The sequence below is a fragment of the Arthrospira sp. PCC 9901 genome (assembly GCF_059013425.1).
Map to the genome: position 1 here is coordinate 5237098 of NZ_CP102296.1, position 22606 is coordinate 5259703.

Sequence of the window (22606 nt, forward strand, 5' to 3'; positions counted from 1 at the left end):
TGTTATCTGCCATCCTACCTCCTATAAAACCCACGGGAAAAACTGCGGTTTTTGGGGTTTTATGGAGGTTTGTATATGTCGGATTCACCGTCTCATCAGAGCATAAATTCCAGATTATAAGGGGTTTGAGCCATGCCTACCGGATAAACCCGCAAGTAATAATCTCCCGCATCTAAATCTTGGGTGATTGTGTCTGTGTTATTGCCACGTTGATTAGAACTATCAATCATCCCGCCACTACTATTCAATAGCTCTAAATCGGCATTTTGCCTCATGTCGTCCAGCATAATAGTAAGACTTTGGGGCTCGTTGAGGGTAAATCTGTAGTAGTCGTTAACGTCGCGAACTCCGTCTTCCATAAAGCCAATTCGGTCTCTGGGAGTTCGGAAATCACTATTCAAGCTACCCAAGTCTGTGGCAGTTTCCAGAGTGCCGTCGGGGTCTTCTCCGGTAATTGGATCGACGGTCGGTATTTCTTCCGGTTTCGGCTCTGTAGGTACGGCATTCATTTTCAGGAAATAGTTGGTTCGCGCTGCACCTACTGGGAAGACTTGCACTTTGTAGTCCCCAGCTTCCAATTCCCCGCTGAGAAATTCCGACTCACGGCCTGAGTTGAAACCAGTCATAACCGGCCTACCGCTGCTGTCAAACACAATAACATTAGCATTCATCCTCAGTTCATCTAGGGTGAGGGTAAACCGACTATCAACATCTAAGCTAAAGTTGTATTCGTCGCTGTTGTTACGAACACCCCCGTCAGTAAAGCCGATGCTATCTGAGATTTTGAACTCCCCATTTCTCAGGCTATTTAAAGAACCGACTTCTGTGATTTCCACATCGTCGTCGTCATCTACAACTTCAGAACTTATTGCCAGTCGATACCGAGTCTCGGCATTACCTACCGGTACCACTCGCAGGTGGTAATCACCAGACTCTAGGACTTCGGCGATGTTTTCTGGTGTACGTCCGCGCTCCTCAGAATCTGCAATGGGTCGGCCTCTTCTGGAGTCAGGGTCGAAAAAGCCTTGATATAGTTCTAGGTTGATGTTTTGATTGAATTGGTCTAGGGTGACGTTAATATCCCTGGACTCATTCAGGGTAAAGTTATAAACATCTAACTCGTTGCGAACTCCGCTCTCTGTCTGACCCACATTGTCAAAATTGCTGTAGGGCGCACCCAAAGCATTTATGTCTATGATATCCACCGGGGAAATAGTTTCCCCCGCGCTGAGACTCAGCCGATAGTTAGTATCACGACTACCAGTGGCAAATACTCTGACATAATAATCTCCCGGGTCGAAGATGTCGTTAATTTTTCTGGCGTTCCTACCATCCCTTTCTGACTGATGAATACGTTCACCGTTGCTGTCGTAAATCTCGACATTTGCCACATTAACTCGCAGTTCGTCAACGACCAAATCCACGTTTTTCTCAGCACTGAGGCTGAATTTGAACCAGTCCTCTTGGTCTCGGAAGCGATCGCCTATTAATAAGCCTACATTGTTTGTCTCATTAATCGGTCTGACTCCCAACTCCCCTAAGTCTTTGGCAGTTGCTAAAGTAGGATAGTCGCTTTCATTTGTCTGAGCATCTAGTTCCAATCGGTAGTCGGTTCTGGCAGCACCTTGAGCCCCTACCACTAACGCATAATCTCCTACCTCTAGGAAATTGCTGATGGTTCTGGGTCGATTACCCGGAGCTCTACCCCTTTCCAACAGAGAGCCTAGTTGTTTTGGTCTACTGGGATTATACTCATGTAAAAGCAGATTGGCTCCCCGGTTGAGCTGATCCATTTGAGCATAAAATGAAGCATCCTCGCTCAGGTTAAAGGTGTAGAAGTCCCTTTGGTTGCGCTGACTTCCTTTGCCAAAACCGATATCCTGAACAATGACAAACGGTTCTTCTTTGCCGACTAAATCCCCAACTTGAGTACCTGGTAATTCTTCCGGTGGCAGCACTTCGTTGGCAGTCAACTCTAGCCGATAGTCAGTTCTGGCAGCTCCATGAGGAAATACCCGCACCACATAATCGCCCTTTTTAAAAATACCATTAATGCTGTCTTCCTGTCGCCCAGGATTCATCGATTGAAAGAGAATCGTTTCCCTATCTTCATCTAAGATTTGAATGTTGGCATTCTGTCTCAGTTGGTCTAGGTTGATGCTGACATCGCTATCCTTATCTAAGCTAAAGCTGAAAAAATCTTCAACGTTCCGTACACGACCAGTAGTAAAACCAATGCGATCGTTTATTACTACTGGTTCTGACAGACTGTCAAGAACTCCCAGGCTTTGACCTGGATCTACTACGGTTCTCGGTTCTGCACTTAGGCTTAACGAATATTCCGTTTGGGCTCGCCCTACCGCCATAACTCGGACATAATAATCACCGGGCTCTAAGTTTTCGTTAATGTTTTCTGCTTGCCTACCCGGGTTGTTAGACCGGAACATCACCGAACCGTCGCTATCTAACAGTTGGACGTTAGCATTAGCATCTAAATCATCCAGGGTGAGGTTAAACTCGCTTTCCTCATCGATGGTAAATTTGTAGAAGTCGTTGCGCTCTGGCTGGCCATCCTGTCTAAAGCCAATGCGATCGCGAATCTCGATTTGTTCAGTTATGACACCTTTATTTAGGGCATCTTCTATCGTGTCGTAAGCCATAATATTTTCTTAATTCTCCCTAATGTTGACAATAAACCCCCCGTGGCTCCACTGCACTTGGGGGCCAGACTGGGCGGCACAATATTGAATTTTGGGAACCACTAAAAGCCACAGTCATTACCCCATAAGGCGGGGGAGCAGCTGCGTCTTTATTTTCGGAGAGAATAGGGCTAATACTTCTATGTATTACCAAGGGAGTGCTAGGACATTCTCTATCGATATCCTTATGGTAACACCACCATCGGAAATGTCAACTATTTTTTATAAAGATTTTGTAAAGATTTCTCAAGTGTAGTAGCCGTAATTCATCAATTTTCCCTCCCACACCAAATCAGGAGATCTGTAACAGGCTTTTTTAGAACTAATATTTCAATTTTTCTGATGGAAAATTTAGTGATATCACTACTCCCCATACCCCCAAACTACCACCGGTCAAGGGATGAGAGGGAATCATACATTAGTCGCTACTTGGTTGTTTACAAAAAGTTACAATAAATTAGCAGTACCAGATATTTCCCCACCGGGTTTGGGTATCTGTAGCATCACCACCAAAAATCTGATATTTCCCCTTGACAAATCTGCTGACTTGACTTACTATTAAAAAATGGGAATCCGTGCCGGCATATATATAGGGGTTTTCACCCCCCACCCCATTTCTAGGGTGGTGGTGAGTAGGTGGGTGGAAAAGCAACTAAATTAAGTTAATACTTAATCTGTATTCAGTGCGAGCCGCGAGGTGGGGAAATACACGGACATAGTAGGTTCCCGGTTCAAGGTTTCGTTGGGTGATAATTTCCCGCTGACTACCAGGATTTCTGGATTGATCAATCATCTCCCGTGTACTACCCAAAAATTCCAGGTTAGCATTTTCAAATAGTTCATCTAAGATAATTCGGACAGTCCCTTCACGATTGAGGTTAAAGCGGTAATAGTCCTCGGTATTGCGATCGCCTGCTTCGGTAAAACCAATTTCGTCATTGATCACAATGGGTTCTCCGGTGAGTCTACCCAGGTTGACCGCAGGAGACGAGCCATCGTCATTGATAATAGTTCCGGTAGCTTGTGGCCGTCCTAATTGGGCATTTTGAGGTCTACGGAGGTTGACGGTAAAGGTTTCATCGGGTTCTATTTCGGTATCTCCAAACACGGGAACATCAATAAATTGGCGGGTTTGACCGGGGCGAAATATCAGCCTTCCTGTAGTGCGTCGATAGTCTTCCCCAGCGGTAGCCGTCCCGTCAGCGGTAGCATAATTAACCACTACCCTTTCAGGGCTAGGGCTATCTAAGGTTACCAAAAAACGAGCATTAGTCTGACCGCGATCGCCTTCTGTGATTTCCGTATCTCTGATAGAGATTTGGGGGAAATCATCATTGATAATAGTTCCGATAGCACGTCGCCTTCCTAATTCCGCATTTTGAGGGTTACTGAGGTTGACGGTAAAGGTTTCATCAGGTTCGATTTTAGTATCCCCAAACACCGGAACATTAATAAATTGGCGGGTTTGACCGGGGCGAAATACCAGCCTTCCGCTGGTGCGTCGATAGTCTCGGTCTCTGAGGGTAGCTGTACCGTCAGCGGTAGCATAATTAACCACTACCCTCTCCGGGCTAGGATTATCTAATGTGACGACAAAACGAGCATTCGTCTGACCGCGATCGCCTTCTTTTACCTGAGTGTCTGCGATCGTAATTTGGGGGAAATCATCATTGATAATAGTTCCGGTAGCACGTCGCCTTGCTAATTCCGCATTTTGAGGTCTACTCAGGTTGACCGTAAAGGTTTCATCAGGTTCGACTTTAGTATCCCCAAACACGGGAACATTAATGACTTGGCGGGTTTGACCGGGTTGAAATACCAGCCTTCCGGTGGTGCGTCGATAGTCTCGGTCTCTGAGCGTAGCTGTACCGTCAGCGGTAGCATAATTAACCACTACCCTCTGACTGCTAGGATTATCTAATGTGACGACAAAACGAGCATTAGTCTGACCGCGATCGCCTTCTTTTACCTGGGTGTCTGCGATAGAGATTTGCGGGAAATCATCCTCATCAACAATTAACTTGCTGATAAAGGCATCACCGCCACCACTATTGGCGTGTCCATCTAGGTCGCCCTCAGTCCTACCCGCCAGATAAATCGACCCATCCCTACCCGTCGTCAGGGCAAGAGCCTCGTCCCTCTCACCACTTCCCAACAGGCGCGTCCAGGCTTTAGTGCCATCAGACTGGTATCTGGTGATAAAGGCGTCACCGTTACCACTATTGGTTTCTCCATCTAGGCTGCCCGCAGTCAACCCCGCCACATAAATCGACCCATCCCTACCCGTCGTCAGGGCATGAGCCCAGTCACTCCCACGGGTTACCAACAGGCGCGTCCAATCTTTACTGCCATCAGGCTGGTACTTGGCAATAAAGGCATCCTCGCTACCACTATTGATTTGTCCATCTAGGTTGCCCGCAGTCCAGCCCGCCACATAAATCGACCCATCACTACCGGTGGTCAGGGCAGTAGTCCGGTCATCCTCACTGGTTCCCAACAGGTGAGTCCAGGCTTTAGTACCATTAGGCTCGTACTTAGCGATAAAGGCATCGAAGCCACCACTATTGATTTGTCCATCTAGGTTGCCTTCAGTTCTACCTGCCACATAAATAGAGCCATCGCTACCGGTGGTCAGGGCCAGAGCCTCGTCCTCCCCCCAGGTTCCCAACAGGCGAGTCCAGTCTTTAGTACCATCAGGCTGATACTTGGTGATAAAGGCATCACCGTTACCACTATTGGTTTGTCCATCTAGGTCGCCTTCAGTTCTACCCGCCACATAAATCGACCCATCTCTACCCGTGGTCAGGGCAAAAGCCTCGTCATATCCACTGGTTCCCAGCAGGCGCGTCCAGGCTTTAGTACCATCAGGCTGATACTTGGTGATAAAGGCATCGAAGCCACCACTATTGATTAGTCCATCTAGGTCGCCCCCAGTCAGGCCCGCCACATAAATCGACCCATCACTACCCGTGGTCATGGCATTAACCCAGTCACTCCCACTGGTTCCCAATAGGTGCGTCCAGTCCTTACTGCCATCAGGTTGGTACTTAGTAATAAAGGCATCTTGCCAGCCACCACTATGGGTTTGTCCATCTAGGTTGCCTGAAGTATAGCCCGCCACATAAATCGACCCATCACTACCGGTAGTCAGGGCACGAGCCTCGTCCCTCTCACCACTGCCCAACAGGTCTGTCCAGGCGAACTCTGGCGGCGCGGACATCTGTACTGCTACCGGTTCTCCTTCTACCCAGATGAAACCCCAATCATCCTTATTCCTTAACCCGGTGATATCTGCTTCTGTCAAGGCTTCCCCATTCACCAGGCGCATAAATAACTCACCCTCATCTCCTGGGGAGTCGATTTCGTTTAACTGAGAATCCAGATAATGCCCAAATTCCTCCGTTATCACATCCACCAGTTTCTCACTGTGAATTATGGCATCCGATAAATACACCGTACCCGTCAGAGAGTCAAAAGCACCATCCGCACCATTCATGGCTCTGGCGGAAAGAACTTTCAGATGTGGTGTTTCTCCCTGACTCAAAGCCTCAATAATAGTTGCCCCTAATTCCACATCCGTAGATGCACCGAAAGCGGTTTGTAAATCCCCCTGAAAATTCGCCGAGGCGACAAACTCTGTTAATTGTTGGTTAACCTGAGTTAATGCCGCCTCGATTTGGGCTGCTGCTGTCAGTGGTTCGACGGACACATCACCGCTGAATCCCAATGGGGGTAGGGGATTCGGATAATCCGATGGTTCCGGCGCGATCGCCACTAATATTTCCCTGGTATTTTCCATAATATTTCACCTGGTTTATTCTCATACATCGCAGAGCGCTGAGATGCGAGAGGCTGTAGGTAACGTAACATCTTCCCACCATGACCATTCTATGGTCGCTCACAGATGATGTCAACCCCCCACCCCTTCCAAGCGATCGCACCTCAAAAATCACGGTTTTCTCACATCCCCAAAAAACCCACTTTTCCCCCTTGACAAATTCCCCAACTTGACTTACCATTAGAAAATGGGAATCTGTGCCGCCCTATATATAGGGGTTTTCACCTCCCACCTCAAAGCGATCGCACCTCAAAAATCACGGTTTTCTCACAGCAAAAAAACCCACTTTTACCCCTTGACAAATTCCCCGACTTGACTTACCATTAGAGAATGGGAATCTGTGCCGCCCTATATATAGGGGTTTTCACCCCCCACCGCCATTTCTGGGAAGGGGTTGTTGGTGAGGAGGTGAGGTTAAACACCGCACCCCACATCATTTAACTAAACCAAGTCAATACTCAATCTGTATTCAGTGCGTGCAGCCAGGTGGGGAAATACCCGCACATAATAAGTTCCGGGTTCAAGTCTTCTAGCGGTGATAGTTTCGGGGTTTTTACCTGGATTATTAGACTGGGATATCAACTCACCATCACTACCCAACAATTGCAGGTTAGCATCTTTAAATAGATCATCCAGGTCAATTCGGACAGTCCCTTCACGATTGAGGATAAAGCGGTAATAGTCGTCGGTATTGCGATCGCCTCCTACTGTATAGCCAATGCGGTCATTCCTGACAATTTCTTCAGTGAGTCTACCCAGGTTTACTGCATTAGGGAAGATATCATTATCGGGTGGTTTAGGTTGTTGGTTATTACCCCCCGGGGAATCATCATTCAGAATAGTTCCGATAGCACGTCGCCTTCCTAATTCCGCATTTTGAGGTCTACTCAGGTTGACGGTAAAGGTTTCATCAGGTTCGACTTTAGTATCCCCAAACACGGGAACATCAATAAATTGGCGGGTTTGACCGGGTTGAAATACCAGCCTTCCCGTGGTGCGTCGATAGTCTCGGTCTCTGACCGTAGCTGTACCGTCAGCGGTAGCATAATTAACTGTTACCCTCTCCGGGCTAGGATTATCTAATGTGACGACAAAACGAGCATTTTTCTGACCGCGATCGCCTTCTTTTACCTGAGTGTCTGCGATCGTAATTTTTGGGTCTACCGAGTCGGTCATCGCCTTAATATCCAGGGTATAGTTGGTTCTGGCATAACCCACGGGAACCACATCCAGATAATAGGTTCCGGCTGTGAGTCCTCCGCTAATCTGTTCTGCTTGGTTGCCGGGATTGGTTGATTTAAAAAACAAACTACCGTTGGTATCTTTTAGCTGAATGTTGGCATTTCCTCGCAGTCCGGTTAGGCTAATATCTACTTCGCTGTCCCTGCTGATAGTGAACTGGTAGCGATCGACCGTGTTACGAATACCGCTGCTAGTAAAACCAATGCGATCGCTGTTGGTGTAACCCCCTTCTAGGGAAAGCAGGTTCCCCACATCGAAGGTCAGCGGCGGCGGGATCCGAGCAGGCTCGATACTTAGCTGGTATTCGCTGCGAGCATTGCCATTGGGGAATACTTCCACATAGTAAACACCAGCATCTAAGAAATCGGTAATATTTTCGTTAGCACGACCCCTTTCCTCTGCTGTTTGCAGAAGGGTCTTACCATCACCGTCGTACAAACGCATATTGATATCCTGACGCAAGTTAGTCAAGTTGATATCAACAGAACCATTTTCAGTTAGTTCAAAGCGTACCCAGTCTCGTTCGTCCCGACCAGAACGGCCCTGAGTGAAACCTACACTGTTCCGAATGGAAGGGATGTTATCGACCCCTGGTTCAACCTTACCGAAATCGAGAGCCTCTTCGGGAGTGGCATAGTCATCAATGAAAGCAGTAGCTGCCGTGATACCCAACCGGTAGTTACTCCGGGCGTTGCCCACGGGGGTAACTTTTACATAGTAGGTTCCCGCTTCGAGTCCTTCCAGTTCAATTTTTTCAGCTCGGCGACCTGGGTTTGTACCTCGTTCTACTCGCTCGCCGCCTTCATCGTAAATCTCTACATCAAGGTTCGCTCTCAGTCGGTCTAGGGTCAAGCTAACATCGCTGTTTACTGGCAAGGTGAAATTGTACCAGTCCTGAGTGTCCCGTTGCCGACCTGTACCGGAACCAACATTTCCAGTCTGACTAACAGGGTTAGCTTCAGTAACTGGCCCCAAAGTGATACCAGGTTTGCTGTCGTCGTCTTCGATGGTGATAGGGTCAGCACTCATAGCCAGGCGATAGTCCGTCCTGGCGTTACCTACCGGGAACACCCGCACAAAATAATCACCCGGCTCTAAATCGGTGCTAATTTTTTCCGGTCGGCGACCTGGGTTGGTAGACCGAAATAGTACCGAACCCCTGCTATTTAGGATTTGGACGTTAGCATTAGCCCTGAGTCCGTCCAGGGTCAGGTTAAACTCGCTGTCCTCACTGATGGTAAATCTGTAGTAGTCGTTGCGATCTCGTCTGCGTCCTTGTCCAAAACCAATGCGATCGCTAATCACCTTCTCTCCAGATTCGATGACACCGACATTTAACGCATTTCTCATGGTGTCATAAGCCATCTGTACTGCTACCGGTTCTCCCTCGACCCAGATTAACCCCCAATCATCCTTATTCCTTAACCCGGTGATATCAGCTTCTGTCAAGGCTTCCCCATTCACCAGGCGCATAAATAACTCACCCTCATCTCCTGGGGAGTCGATTTCGTTTAATTGGGAGTCTAGATAATGCCCAAATTCCTCGGTGATCACATCCACCAGTTTCTCACTGTGAATTATCGCATCCGATAAATACACCGTACCCGTCAAAGAGTCAAAAGCACCATCCGCACCATTCATCGATGTAGCGGAAAGCACCATCATCTCTGGTGTTTCTCCCTGACTCAAAGCCTCAATAATAGTTGCTCCTAATTCCACATCCGTATATGCACCGAAAGCGGTTTGTAAATCCCCCTGAAAATTCGCGGAGGCGACAAACTCAGTTAATTGTTGGTTAACCTGAGTTAATGCCGCCTCGATTTGGGCTGCTGCTGTCAGTGGATTTACCGACACATCACCGCTGAATCCCAATGGGGGTAGGGGATTCGGATAATCCGATGGTTCCGGCGCGATCGCCACTAATATTTCCCTGGTATTTTCCATAATATTTCACCTGGTTTATTCTCATACATCGCAGAGCGCTGAGATGCGAGAGGCTGTAGGTAACGTAACATCTTCCCACCATGACCATTCTATGGTCGCTCACAGATGATGTCAACCCCCCACCCCTTCCAAGCGATCGCACCTCAAAAAGCACGGTTTTTTCACAGCCAAAAAACCCACTTTTACCCCTTGACAAATCCCCCGACTTGACTTACCATTAAAGAATGGAAATCCGTGCCGCCCTATATATAGGGTTTTTCACCCCCCACCTCAAAGCGATCGCACCTCAAAAAGCACGGTTTTTTCACAGCCAAAAAACCCACTTTTACCCCTTGACAAATCCCCCAACTTGACTTACCATTAGAGAATGGGAATCCGTGCCGCCCTATATATAGGGGTTTTCACCCCTCACCCCCATTTCTAGGAAGGGGTGGTGGTGAGTAGGTGGGGTTAAAAAATCACCCCAACCCACATTATTTAACTAAATCAACTCAATACTCAATCTGTACTTCGTCCGAGCGCTAACATGGGGATGTACCCGCACATAGTAAATTCCCGGTTCAAGGTCTCGTTGCACAATAGTTTCTGCCTGAGTACCTGGATTATTAGATTGGTCTATCAACTCACCCTGGCTACCCAACAATTCCAGGTTAGCATTTGCCACTAGGTCATCAAGGTTGATTGTGACAGTACCGGTACGATTCAGTCTGAAGCTGTAATAATCATTGACATCACGCTTTCCTGATTCAATAAAGCCGATTTGGTTCGTCCTAACGATTTCATCACCAGTAAGGTTGCCAAGCACAAAGGGGATCACACGAGGTTTACTAATTTCTGGGTCATCGTCATCAAGAATAGTGCCGATCGCTTCACCCCGTTCCAACTCGGCATTTTGTGGGTTACTGAGAATTACCTTAAAGGTTTCATCTGGTTCGATTTTGGTATCTCCAATCACCGGAACTCTGATCACCCTTTCCGTTTGACCCCTCCGAAAAACTAGCTCTCCGCTAGTCGGCTCATAGTCACGGTCAGCCACGGTAGCCGTGCCATCAGCGGTAGTATAATTAACTCTCACGATTTGGTCACTGGGACGGTCGAGAGTTACCTTAAATTCCGCAAAACTGCGACCGCGATCGCCTTCTTTTAGCTGAGTGTCTGCAATGGAGATATTGGCACTAACGAGTCCATCATCATTAAGAATAGTACCCGTAGCTTTATCCCGACCCAACTCGGCATTTTGTGGGTCACTGAGGATTACCTTAAAGGTTTCATCCGGTTCGACTTTGGTATCTCCAATCACCGGAACTCTGATCACCCTTTCCGTTTGACCCCTCCGAAAAACTAGCTCTCCGCTAGTTGGCTCATAGTCACGGTCAGCCACCGTAGCCGTGCCATCAGCCGTAGTAAAATTAACTCTCACGATTTGGTTACTCGGACTGTTGAGAGTTACCTTAAATTCCGCCAAACTGCGACCGCGATCGCCTTCCAGTATTTCGGTATCTGCTATAGAGATTTCTGGTACATCATCATTAAGAATAGTACCCGTAGCCTGTCGATTAGCTAAAGTCACATTTTGTGGGTTACTCAGGATTACCCTAAAGGTTTCATCCGGTTCGACTTTAGTATCTCCAATCACCGGAACTCTGATCACCCTTTCCGTTTGACCCCTCGGAAAAATTAACCGTCCGTTAGTTAGCTCATAGTCACGGTCAGCCACCGTAGCCGTGCCATCAGCCGTAGTAAAATTAACTCTCACGATTTGGTTACTCGGACTGTTGAGAGTTACCTTAAATTCCGCCAAACTGCGACCGCGATCGCCTTCCAGTATTTCGGTATCTGCTATAGAGATTTCTGGTACATCATCATTAAGAATAGTACCCGTAGCCTGTCGATTAGCTAAAGTCACATTTTGTGGGTTACTCAGGATTACCCTAAAGGTTTCATCCGGTTCGACTTTAGTATCTCCAATCACCGGAACTCTGATCACCCTTTCCGTTTGACCCCTCGGAAAAATTAACCGTCCGTTAGTTAGCTCATAGTCACGGTCAGCCACCGTAGCCGTGCCATCAGCCGTAGTAAAATTAACTCTCACGATTTGGTTACTCGGACTGTTGAGAGTTACCTTAAATTCCGCCAAACTGCGACCGCGATCGCCTTCCAGTATTTCGGTATCTGCTATAGAGATTTCCGGTAAAAAGTTGGCATGATTATCAATGACAATATCTTGATTGGCTTCTACCTCAACCAACCCACCCAAAATCATTACTCGGTCATCTTTATTCCTCAAATAAGTTAGATCAACTTCACTCAATACCTCCCCATTCACCAGGCGCATAAATAACTCACCCTCATCTCCTGGGCAGTCGATTTCGTTTAATTGGGAGTCTATATAATGCCCAAATTCCTCCGTTATCACATCCACGAGTTTCTCACTGTGAATTATCGCATCCGATAAATATACCGTACCCGTCAGAGAGTCAAAACCGCCATTAACACCATTCATTAGGTCTGATGACACTACTATCATCTCTGGTGTTTCTCCCTGAGTCAAAGCCTCAATAATAGTTGCTCCTAATTCCACATCCGTATATGCACCGAAAGCGGTTTGTAAATCCCCCTGAAAATTCGCGGAGGCGACAAACTCAGTTAATTGTTGGTTAACCTGAGTTAATGCCGCCTCGATTTGTGCTGCTGCTGTCAGTGGTTCGACGGACACATCCCCAATGAATCCCAGTGCTGGTAGGGGATTCGGATAATCCGATGGTTCCGGCGCGATCGCCACTAATATTTCCCTGGTATTTTCCATAATATTTCACCTGGTTTATTCTCATACATCGCAGAGCGCTGAGATGCGAGAGGCTGTAGGTAACGTAACATCTTCCCACCATGACCATTCTATGGTCGCTCACAGATGATGTCAACCCCCCACCCCTTCCAAGCGATCGCACCTCAAAAAGCACGGTTTTTTCACAGCCAAAAAACCCACTTTTCCCCCTTGACAAATCCCCCAACTTGACTTACCATTAAAGAATGGTAATCCGTGCCGCCCTATATATAAGGTTTTTCACCTCCCACCTCAAAGCGATCGCACCTCAAAAAGCACCGTTTTTTCACAGCCAAAAAACCCACTTTTACCCCTTGACAAATCCCCCGACTTGACTTACCATTAGAGAATGGAAATCCGTGCCGCCCTATATATAGGGGTTTTCACCCCTCACCCCCCTATTGCTAGGGTTGGTGGTGAGTAGGTGGGTGGAAAAGCGACTAAATTAAGTTAAGACTTAACCTGTAGGTAGTGCGTGCCGCCAGGTGGGGAAATACCTTGACATAATAAGTTCCCGGTTCTAGTCTTCGTTCGGTGATAATTTCCCGCTGAGTACCAGGGTTTCTGGATTGATTAATTATCTCCCCTGTACTACCCAACAATTGCAGGTTAGCATTTTGAAATAGGTCATCCAAAACCACTTGAAAAGTCCCTTCACGATTGAGGAGAAAGCGGTAATAGTCCTCGGTATTGCGATCGCCTCCTTCGTTAAAACCAATTTCGTCATTCTTGACAATTTCTCCAGTGAGTCTACCCAGGTTTACCGCATTAGAGAAGCGATCGTCTTCTGTGATTTCCGTATCTTGGGGGAAATCATCATTGATAATAGTTCCGATAGCACGTCGCCTTCCTAATTCGGCATTTTGAGGGTTACTGAGGTTGACGGTAAAGGTTTCATCAGGTTCGATTTTAGTATCCCCAAACACCGGAACATCAATAAATTGGCGGGTTTGACCGGGTTGAAATACCAGCCTTCCGCTGGTGCGTCGATAGTCTCGGTCTCTGAGCGTAGCTGTACCGTCAGCCGTATCATAATTAACCACTACCCTCTGACTGCTAGGATTATCTAATGTCACCACAAAACGAGCATTAGTCTGACCGCGATCGCCTTCTTTTACCTGAGTGTCTGCGATCGTAATTTGGGGCACTATAATATCATCATTCAGAATAGTTCCCGTAGCACGTCGCCTTCCTAATTCGGCATTTTGAGGGTTACTCAGGTTGACGGTAAAGGTTTCATCAGGTTCGACTTTAGTATCCCCAAACACCGGAACATCAATAAATTGGCGAGTTTGACCGGGTTGAAATACCAGCCTTCCGGTGGTGCGTCGATAGTCTCGGTCTCTGAGGGTAGCTGTACCGTCAGCGGTAGCATAATTAACTGTTACCCTCTGACTACTAGGATTATCTAATGTCACCACAAAACGAGCATTAGTCTGACCGCGATCGCCTTCTGTGATTTCCGTATCTCTGATAGAGATTTGGGGGAAATCATCATTGATAATAGTTCCGATAGCACGTCGCCTTCCTAATTCCGCATTTTGAGGGTTACTGAGGTTGACGGTAAAGGTTTCATCAGGTTCGACTTTAGTATCCCCAAACACCGGAACATCAATAAATTGGCGGGTTTGACCGGGGCGAAATACCAGCCTTCCGCTGGTGCGTCGATAGTCTCGGTCTCTGAGGGTAGCTGTACCGTCAGCGGTAGCATAATTAACCACTACCCTCTCCGGGCTAGGATTATCTAATGTGACCACAAAACGAGCATTGGTGCGATCGCGATCGCCTTCTTTTACCTGGGTGTCTCTGATAGAGATTTGCGGGAAATCATCCTCATCAACAATTAACTTGCTGATAAAGGCATCCCTGCTACCACTATTTCTTTGTCCATCTAGGTTGCCCGAAGTCCAGCCCGCCACATAAATAGACCCATCACTACCGGTGGTCAGGGCATTAGCCTCGTCCCGATTACTGGTTCCCAACAGGCGCGTCCAGTCTTTAGTGCCATCAGGCTGAAACCTGGTGATAAAGGCATCCTCGTTACCACTATTGGTTTGTCCATCTAGGTCGCCATAAATATAGCCCGCCACATAAATAGACCCATCACTACCGGTGGTCAGGGCACGAGCCTCGCCCCAACCCCTGGTTCCCAATAGGCGCGTCCAGTCTTTAGTGCCATTGGGCTGATACTTGGTAATAAAGGCATCACCGCCACCACTATTGGTTTGTCCATCTAGGTTGCCCTGAGTCCAGCCCGCCACATAAATCGACCCATCACTACCGGTGGTCAGGGTCTGACCCCCGTCCCTCACCGAGGTTCCCAACAGGCGCGTCCAGTCTTTAGTGCCATTGGGCTGAAACCTGGTGATAAAGGCATCACTGCTACCACTATTGGTTTGTCCATCTAGGTCGCCCTGAGTCCTACCCGCCACATAAATAGACCCATCTCTACCGGTGGTCAGGGCACTAGCCCAGTCAGTCTCACTGGTTCCCAACAGGCGCGTCCAGTCTTTAGTGCCATTGGGCTGAAACCTGGTGATAAAGGCATCACTGCCACCACTATTTCTTTGTCCATCTAGGTTGCCATAAGTCACGCCCGCCACATAAATCGACCCATCCCTACCGGTGGTCAGGGCATAAGCCTCGTCACTCCTACTGGTTCCCAACAGGCGCGTCCAGTCTTTAGTACCATCAGGGTGATACTTGGTGATAAAGGCATCCACCCAACCGCTATTTCTTTGTCCATCTAGGTCGCCCCCAGTCAAGCCCGCCACATAAATCGACCCATCACTACCGGTGGTCAGGGCAGTAGCCCCGTCACTCCACTCGGTTCCCAACAGGCGCGTCCAGGCTTTAGTACCATCAGGCTGATACTTGGTGATAAAGGCATCAGCGCCACCGCTATTAGCCTGTCCATCTAGGTTGCCGGAAGTATAGCCCGCCACATAAATCGACCCATCTCTACCCGTGGTCAGGGCATTAGCAACGTCCCTCTCACCACTTCCCAACAGGCGCGTCCAGGCGAACTCTGGCGACCCTGACATCTGTACTGCTACCGGTTCTCCTTCTACCCAGATGAAACCCCAATCATTCTGATTTCTTAACCCGGTGATATCTGCTTCTGTCAACGCTTCCCCATTCACTAACCGCATAAATAACTCACCCTCATCTCCTGGGGAGTCGATTTCGTTTAATTGGGAGTCTATATAATGCCCAAATTCCTCGGTTATCACATCCACGAGTTTCTCACTGTGAATTATCGCATCCGATAAATACACCGTACCCGTCAGGGAATCAAAAGCGCCATCCGCACCATTCATCGATGTAGCGGAAAGAACTTTCAGATTTGGTGTTTCTCCCTGAGTCAAAGCCTCAATAATAGTTGCTCCTAATTCCACATCCGTATATTCACCGAAAGCCGTTTGTAAATCCTCCTGAAAATTCGCCGAGGCGACAAACTCTGTTAATTGTTGGTTAACCTGAGTTAATGCCGCCTCGATTTGTGCTGCTGCTGTCAGTGGATTTACCGACCCATCACCGCTGAATCCCACCGGGGGTAGGGGATTCGGATAATCCGATGGTTCTGGCATTATAGCCGATAATATTTCTCTGGTATTTTCCATAATATTTCACCTGGTTTTTTTGCATAACTCGCCAACCCATCAAATAGTATCTGGCCTGACATTCCCCCACCATGACCATTCTATGGTCGCTCACAGATGATGTCAACCCCTACAGCTTGAAAGCGATCGCACCTCAAAAATCACGGTTTTTTCACAGCCCAAAAAACCCACTTTTACCCCTTGACAAATCCCCCGACTTGACTTACCATTAAAGAATGGTAATCCGTGCCGCCCTATATATAGGGGTTTTCACCTCCCACCTCAAAGCGATCGCACCTCAAAAATCACGGTTTTCTCACAGCAAAAAAACCCACTTTTACCCCTTGACAAATCCCCCGACTTGACTTACCATTAGAGAATGGGAATCCGTGCCGACATATATGGGCATTTTCCGAGCCCCCACCCCTCACCGACAGGCTAAGGTTTTGGGTTCGGGGAGTGCGTCAGAGGCGAGCCATAGCAATAATCACCGGATAATTAGCAACTGACGCACCTCTTCCTAATTGATCGCCATAATATCCAGGTTATAGATAGTTTTGGCAGTACCCGCCGGAATCACATTGAGAGAATAGGTTCCTCTGGGGAGAAATTGGCTAATCTGTTCTGACTGTATACCCAAGTTGGTGGACGCAAACATCAGGCTACCGTTAGCCTCTCGTAGCTCAATGTTGGCATTTTCCCGCAGTCCGGTTAGGCTAATATCTACTTCGCTGTCCCGGCTGATATTGAAGTGGTAGCGATCGACGGTGTTGCGAATATCGCTGCTAGTAAAACCAATGCGATCGCTGTTGGTGTACATATTGTCTGTTAGGGAAAACAGGTCGCCGACTAAGAACTCTTTAATGGGTGGGTTGATATCACTATTAACACTGAGTCGGTATTCGCTCCTAGCAGTACCATTGGGGAATATTTCCACATAGTAAACACCAGCTTTTAAATCGGTGCTAATATTCTCGTTAACACGACCCTTTTCATTGGCTGTTTCCAGAAGGCTTTTAGCATCACCGTCGTACAAACGCATATTGATATCCTGACTCAAGTCAGTCAGGTTGATATCAACAAAACCATTTTCAGCTAGTTGAAAGCGCACCCAGTCTCGTTGGTCGCGACCGGAACGACCCTCGGTGAAACCTACACGGTCGTTAAAGGTTTTGGCTTCCTCGTCAGGAAGGATCCTGCCTAAATTGAAGGCATCTTCTGGGGTATCATATTCACCAATGTAAGCAGTAGCTGCAGTGATACCCAACCGGTAGTTACTCCGGGCATTACCCACCGGGGTAACTTTTACATGGTAGGTTCCCGCTTCGAGTCCTTCGAGTTCAATTTTTTCCGGTCGGCGACCTCGGTTTGTACCCTGCGCCACTGACGAGCCACGTTCATCGTAAATCTCTACATCAAGATTTGCTCTCAGTCGGTCTAGGGTCAAGTTAACATCGCTGTCTACTGGCAGGGTAAAATTGTACCAGTCCTGAATGTCCCGTCGCCGACCTGTGCCGAAACCAACATCCCCAGTTTGATTAATAGGAGTCGCTTCCGTAAGCCTCCCCAAAGATATACCAGGTTTGCTGTCGTCCTCTTTGATGGTGATAGGGTCAGCATTCATAGCCAGGCGATATGGGGTTCTGGCGTTACCTACCGGGAACACCCGCACAAAATAATCACCCGGCTCTAAATCGGTGCTAATTTTTTCCGGTCGGCGACCTGGGTTGGTAGACCGAAATAGTACCGAACCCCTGCTATTTAGGATTTGGACGTTAGCATTAGCCCTGAGTCCGTCCAGGGTCAGGTTAAACTCGCTGTCCTCACTGATGGTAAATCTGTAGTAGTCGTTGCGATCTCGTCTGCGTCCTTGTCCAAAACCAATGCGATCGCTAATCACCTTCTCTCCAGATTCGATGACACCGACATTTAACGCATTTCTCATGGTGTCATAAGCCATCTGTACTGCTACCGGTTCTCCCTCGACCCAGATTAACCCCCAATCATCCTTATTCCTTAACCCGGTGATATCAGCTTCTGTCAAGGCTTCCCCATTCACCAGGCGCATAAATAACTCACCCTCATCTCCTGGGGAGTCGATTTCGTTTAATTGGGAGTCTAGATAATGCCCAAATTCCTCGGTGATCACATCCACCAGTTTCTCACTGTGAATTATGGCATCCGATAAATACACCGTACCCGTCAAAGAGTCAAAAGCACCATCCGCACCATTCATCGATGTAGCGGAAAGCACCATCATCTCTGGTGTTTCTCCCTGAGTCAAAGCCTCAATAATAGTTGCTCCTAATTCCACATCCGTATATTCACCGAAAGCGGTTTGTAAATCCTCCTGAAAATTCGCGGAGGCGACAAACTCAGTTAATTGTTGGTTAACCTGAGTTAATGCCGCCTCAATTTGTGCTGCTGCTGTCAGTGGATTTACCGACCCATCACCGCTGAATCCCAGTGGGGGTAGGGGATTCGGATAATCCGATGGTTCCGGCGCGATCGCCACTAACATTTCCCTAGTATTTTCCATAATATTTCACCTGGTAGATGGGCCTACATATCAGACATGAGATGCTCGATGCTGTAGGTTGGATTTTCCCACAATAACCATTGTAATTTTACTTATATATAACGTCAATAGTTTAATTTTTTTTAACCGATTTCCCCCTTGACAAATCTGCTGACTTGACTTACTATTAGAGAATGGGAATCTGTGCCGGCATATATATAGGGGTTTTCACCCCCCACCCCAATTTCTAGGGTGGCGGTGAGTAGGTGGGTGGAAAGGCGACTAAACCAAGTCAATGCTTAACCTGTATGGAGTGCGTGCAGCCAGGTGGGGAAATACCTTGACATAATAAGTTCCGGGTTCAAGTCTTCGTTGGGTGATCATTTCTGGATCAATACCAGGGTTTCTGGATTGATTAATTATCTCCCCTCTACTACCCAACAATTGCAGGTTAGCATTTTGAAATAGGTCATCCAAAACCACTTGAACAGTACCTTCACGATTGAGGTTAAAGCGGTAATAGTCCTCGGTATTGCGATCGCCTGCTGATGCAAAACCAATGCGGTCATTCCTGACAATTTCTCCGGTGAGTCTACCCAGGTTTACCGCATTAGGAAAGCGATCGTCTTCTATGATTTCCGTATCTTGGCGTAAATCATCATTCCGAATAGTTCCGGTAGCACGTCGCCTTCCTAATTCCGCATTTTGAGGTCTACTCAGGTTGACGGTAAAGGTTTCATCAGGTTCGACTTTAGTATCCCCAAACACGGGAACATCAATAAATTGGCGGGTTTGACCGGGTTGAAATACCAGCCTTCCCGTGGTGCGTCGATAGTCTCGGTCTCTGACCGTAGCTGTACCGTCAGCGGTAGCATAATTAACTGTTACCCTCTCCGGGCTAGGATTATCTAATGTGACGACAAAACGAGCATTTTTCTGACCGCGATCGCCTTCTTTTAACTGGGTGTCTCTGATAGATATTTGGGGGAAATCATCATTCAGAATAGTTCCCGTAGCACGTCGCCTTCCTAATTCCGCATTTTGAGGTCTACTCAGGTTGACCGTAAAGGTTTCATCAGGTTCGACTTTAGTATCCCCAAACACGGGAACATCAATAAATTGGCGGGTTTGACCGGGTTGAAATATCAGCCTTCCGGTGGTGCGTCGATAGTCTCGGTCTCTGAGCGTAGCTGTACCATCAGCGGTAGCATAATTAACTGTTACCCTCTCCGGGCTAGGATTATCTAATGTGACGACAAAACGAGCATTTTTCTGACCGCGATCGCCTTCTTTTAACTGGGTGTCTCTGATAGATATTTGGGGGAAATCATCATTCAGAATAGTTCCCGTAGCACGTCGCCTTCCTAATTCCGCATTTTGAGGTCTACTCAGGTTGACCGTAAAGGTTTCATCAGGTTCGACTTTAGTATCCCCAAACACGGGAACATCAATAAATTGGCGGGTTTGACCGGGTTGAAATATCAGCCTTCCGGTGGTGCGTCGATAGTCTCGGTCTCTGAGCGTAGCTGTACCATCAGCGGTAGCATAATTAACTGTTACCCTCTCCGGGCTAGGATTATCTAATGTGACGACAAAACGAGCATTTTTCTGACCGCGATCGCCTTCTTTTAGCTGAGTGTCTGCAATAGAGATTACCGTGTCACTACCCAGAACCGGAACTTGGTTAATTATCTGTTGTCCCGGTAAGTCATTTACGGTTTCAATAAAACCTGTCCCCGCACCAGTACCAGCAGCGTTGAAAAAGTCTACCACTACTAAATCATCTTCAGGGGAAAATTCACCATCTCGATTGAGGTCTAGTAGCAGATTTTGGCCTTGTCGCGCTACCCCCACTACTCTTGGTAAAAATCCATTTAAATTTAGGTCAATGGGAATTCCTGGTCTAAAACTACTTTCGATGCTGAGGGTATCTTGTCCGCCACTGTCTTCGATGCGACTACCAGCTTGAGGTATTCCAAAACCACCATAGCTAATCATGTATCTATCATCTCCGTCACCACCGCGAAATACATTCCCGGTGAAACTATATGTGGAGATTCTGAGAGTATCATTACCCGAACCACCTTCAAGAGTTACATTTGAAGATGCAGCAATCAGAACATTGTTACCAGAGTCTCCTAAGACCAGATCATTTTCATAACCCACAATTGAGTCATTCCCAGCACCTCCACTAAGGGTATTTTCACCCAGAAAACTACCAACCAGGGTATCATTACCACCATCGCCGAAAAGCCTATTGTTTCCCGCACCAGCCACTAAACTATCATTTCCCGGACCGCCGCGCAGGAAATCATCCCCCAAGCCACCAACGAGAGTATCATTTCCCGGACCACCGAGGAGGGTATCATTACCTTTACCGGAACTAAAAATGTCATCATTCCCCCCCAGACCGAGGATGCTATCATTATTGTTGGTTCCGAACAGGGTATCATCACCATCTGTACCAGTGATAATATTAGGGCTATCAGTTACCGTGTCACTACCCAGAACCGGAACTTGGTTAATTATCTGTTGTCCCGGTAAGTCATTTACGGTTTCAATAAAACCTGTCCCCGCACCAGTACCAGCAGCGTTGAAAAAGTCTACCACTACTAAATCATCTTCAGGGGAAAATTCACCATCTCGATTGAGGTCTAGTAGCAGATTTTGGCCTTGTCGCGCTACCCCCACTACTCTTGGTAAAAATCCATTTAAATTTAGGTCAATGGGAATTCCTGGTCTAAAACTACTTTCGATGCTGAGGGTATCTTGTCCGCCACTGTCTTCGATGCGACTACCAGCTTGAGGTATTCCAAAACCACCATAGCGAATCATGTATCTATCATCTCCGTCACCACCGCGAAATACATTCCCGGTGAAACTATATGCGGAGATGCTGAAACTGTTGTTCCCTGCTAAAGCCTCTAGGGTATCCCCAGACCTAGCAACCAGGGTATCATTGCCATCAGTACCTCGTATTAGCCTACCCATGATGCTATCATTATTGTTGGTTCCCAACAGGCGCGTCCAGTCTACCTCTGGCGACCCTGACATCTGTACTGCTACGGGTTCTCCTTCTACCCAGATGAAACCCCAATCATTCTGATTTCTTAACCCGGTGATATCTGCTTCTGTCAAGGCTTCCCCATTCACTAACCGCATAAATAACTCACCCTCATCTCCTGGGGAGTCGATTTCGTTTAATTGGGAGTCTATATAATGCCCAAATTCCTCCGTTATCACATCCACGAGTTTCTCACTGTGAATTATCGCATCCGATAAATACACCGTACCCGTCAGGGAATCAAAAGCACCATCCGCACCATTCATCGATGTAGCGGAAAGAACTTTCAGATTTGGTGTTTCTCCCTGAGTCAAAGCCTCAATAATAGTTGCCCCTAATTCCACATCCGTAGATGCACCGAACGCCGTTTGTAAATCCTTCTGAAAATTCGCGGAGGCGACAAACTCTGTTAATTGTTGGTTAACCTGAGTTAATGCCGCCTCGATTTGTGCTGCTGCTGTCAGTGGATTTACCGACCCATCACCGCTGAATCCCACCGGGGGTAGGGGATTCGGATAATCCGATGGTTCGGGCATTATAGCCGATAAGATTTCTCTGGTATTTTCCATAATATTTCACCTGGTTTTTTTGCATAACTCGCCAAAATAGTATCTGGCCTGACATTCCCCCACCATGACCATTCTATGGTCGCTCACAGATGATGTCAACCCCTACAGTTTGAAAGCGATCGCACCTCAAAAATCACGGTTTTTTCACAGCCAAAAAACCCACTTTTCCCCCTTGACAAATCCCCCAACTTGACTTACCATTAAAGAATGGTAATCCGTGCCGCCCTATATATAGGGGTTTTCACCCCCCACCCCTATTGCTAGGCGGTGAGGAGGTGGGGTTAAACATCCCCACCCCAGAAAATT

At 47.5% G+C, this 22606-nt stretch carries 7 protein-coding genes and 1 pseudogene; all 8 read right to left on the reverse strand.

Annotated elements, in window-relative coordinates; translation table 11 throughout:
- Nucleotides 1–95: 95 nt before the first annotated feature.
- Nucleotides 96–2660 carry a PPC domain-containing protein gene (locus tag NLZ44_RS23265; protein ID WP_493751310.1) on the reverse strand — a complete coding sequence of 855 codons (2565 nt, stop codon included), beginning with the start codon at nt 2658–2660 and terminating at the stop codon, nt 96–98.
- Between the two features lie 691 nt (nt 2661–3351).
- Complete coding sequence (locus NLZ44_RS23270; RefSeq protein ID WP_493751311.1) at nt 3352–6498, reverse strand: Calx-beta domain-containing protein; 3147 nt, start codon at nt 6496–6498, stop codon at nt 3352–3354.
- Entirely contained in the window at nt 6410–6718 is a 309-nt protein-coding gene (locus tag NLZ44_RS23275) for a hypothetical protein (RefSeq protein ID WP_493751312.1), read from the reverse strand. The genes NLZ44_RS23270 and NLZ44_RS23275 overlap by 89 nt, the downstream gene beginning before the upstream one ends.
- A 260-nt stretch (nt 6719–6978) precedes the next feature.
- Nucleotides 6979–9723 carry a pre-peptidase C-terminal domain-containing protein gene (locus NLZ44_RS23280; protein ID WP_493751313.1) on the reverse strand — a complete coding sequence of 915 codons (2745 nt, stop codon included), beginning with the start codon at nt 9721–9723 and terminating at the stop codon, nt 6979–6981.
- Nucleotides 9724–10204: 481 nt separating this feature from the next.
- A complete protein-coding gene (locus NLZ44_RS23285; protein WP_493751314.1) occupies nt 10205–12529 on the reverse strand; it encodes a PPC domain-containing protein in 2325 nt (774 codons plus the stop codon).
- Between the two features lie 458 nt (nt 12530–12987).
- Complete coding sequence (locus NLZ44_RS23290) at nt 12988–16170, reverse strand: Calx-beta domain-containing protein (RefSeq protein ID WP_493751315.1); 3183 nt, start codon at nt 16168–16170, stop codon at nt 12988–12990.
- Nucleotides 16171–16675: 505 nt separating this feature from the next.
- Nucleotides 16676–18688 (reverse strand): annotated as a pseudogene (locus NLZ44_RS23295) (pre-peptidase C-terminal domain-containing protein); the annotation flags it as partial.
- Nucleotides 18689–18949: 261 nt separating this feature from the next.
- Nucleotides 18950–22300 (reverse strand): Calx-beta domain-containing protein, encoded by a 3351-nt coding sequence (locus NLZ44_RS23300; protein ID WP_493751316.1) that lies wholly within the window; start codon nt 22298–22300, stop codon nt 18950–18952.
- Nucleotides 22301–22606: the final 306 nt, after the last annotated feature.

Coding starts and splice junctions, on each gene's coding strand:
- NLZ44_RS23300 (WP_493751316.1), bottom strand. CDS start 22,300: ATGGAAAATACCAGAGAAATCTTATCGGCTATAATGCCCGAACCATCG.
- NLZ44_RS23285 (WP_493751314.1), bottom strand. CDS start 12,529: ATGGAAAATACCAGGGAAATATTAGTGGCGATCGCGCCGGAACCATCG.
- NLZ44_RS23290 (WP_493751315.1), bottom strand. CDS start 16,170: ATGGAAAATACCAGAGAAATATTATCGGCTATAATGCCAGAACCATCG.
- NLZ44_RS23265 (WP_493751310.1), bottom strand. CDS start 2,660: ATGGCTTACGACACGATAGAAGATGCCCTAAATAAAGGTGTCATAACT.
- NLZ44_RS23275 (WP_493751312.1), bottom strand. CDS start 6,718: ATGGTAAGTCAAGTTGGGGAATTTGTCAAGGGGGAAAAGTGGGTTTTT.
- NLZ44_RS23280 (WP_493751313.1), bottom strand. CDS start 9,723: ATGGAAAATACCAGGGAAATATTAGTGGCGATCGCGCCGGAACCATCG.
- NLZ44_RS23270 (WP_493751311.1), bottom strand. CDS start 6,498: ATGGAAAATACCAGGGAAATATTAGTGGCGATCGCGCCGGAACCATCG.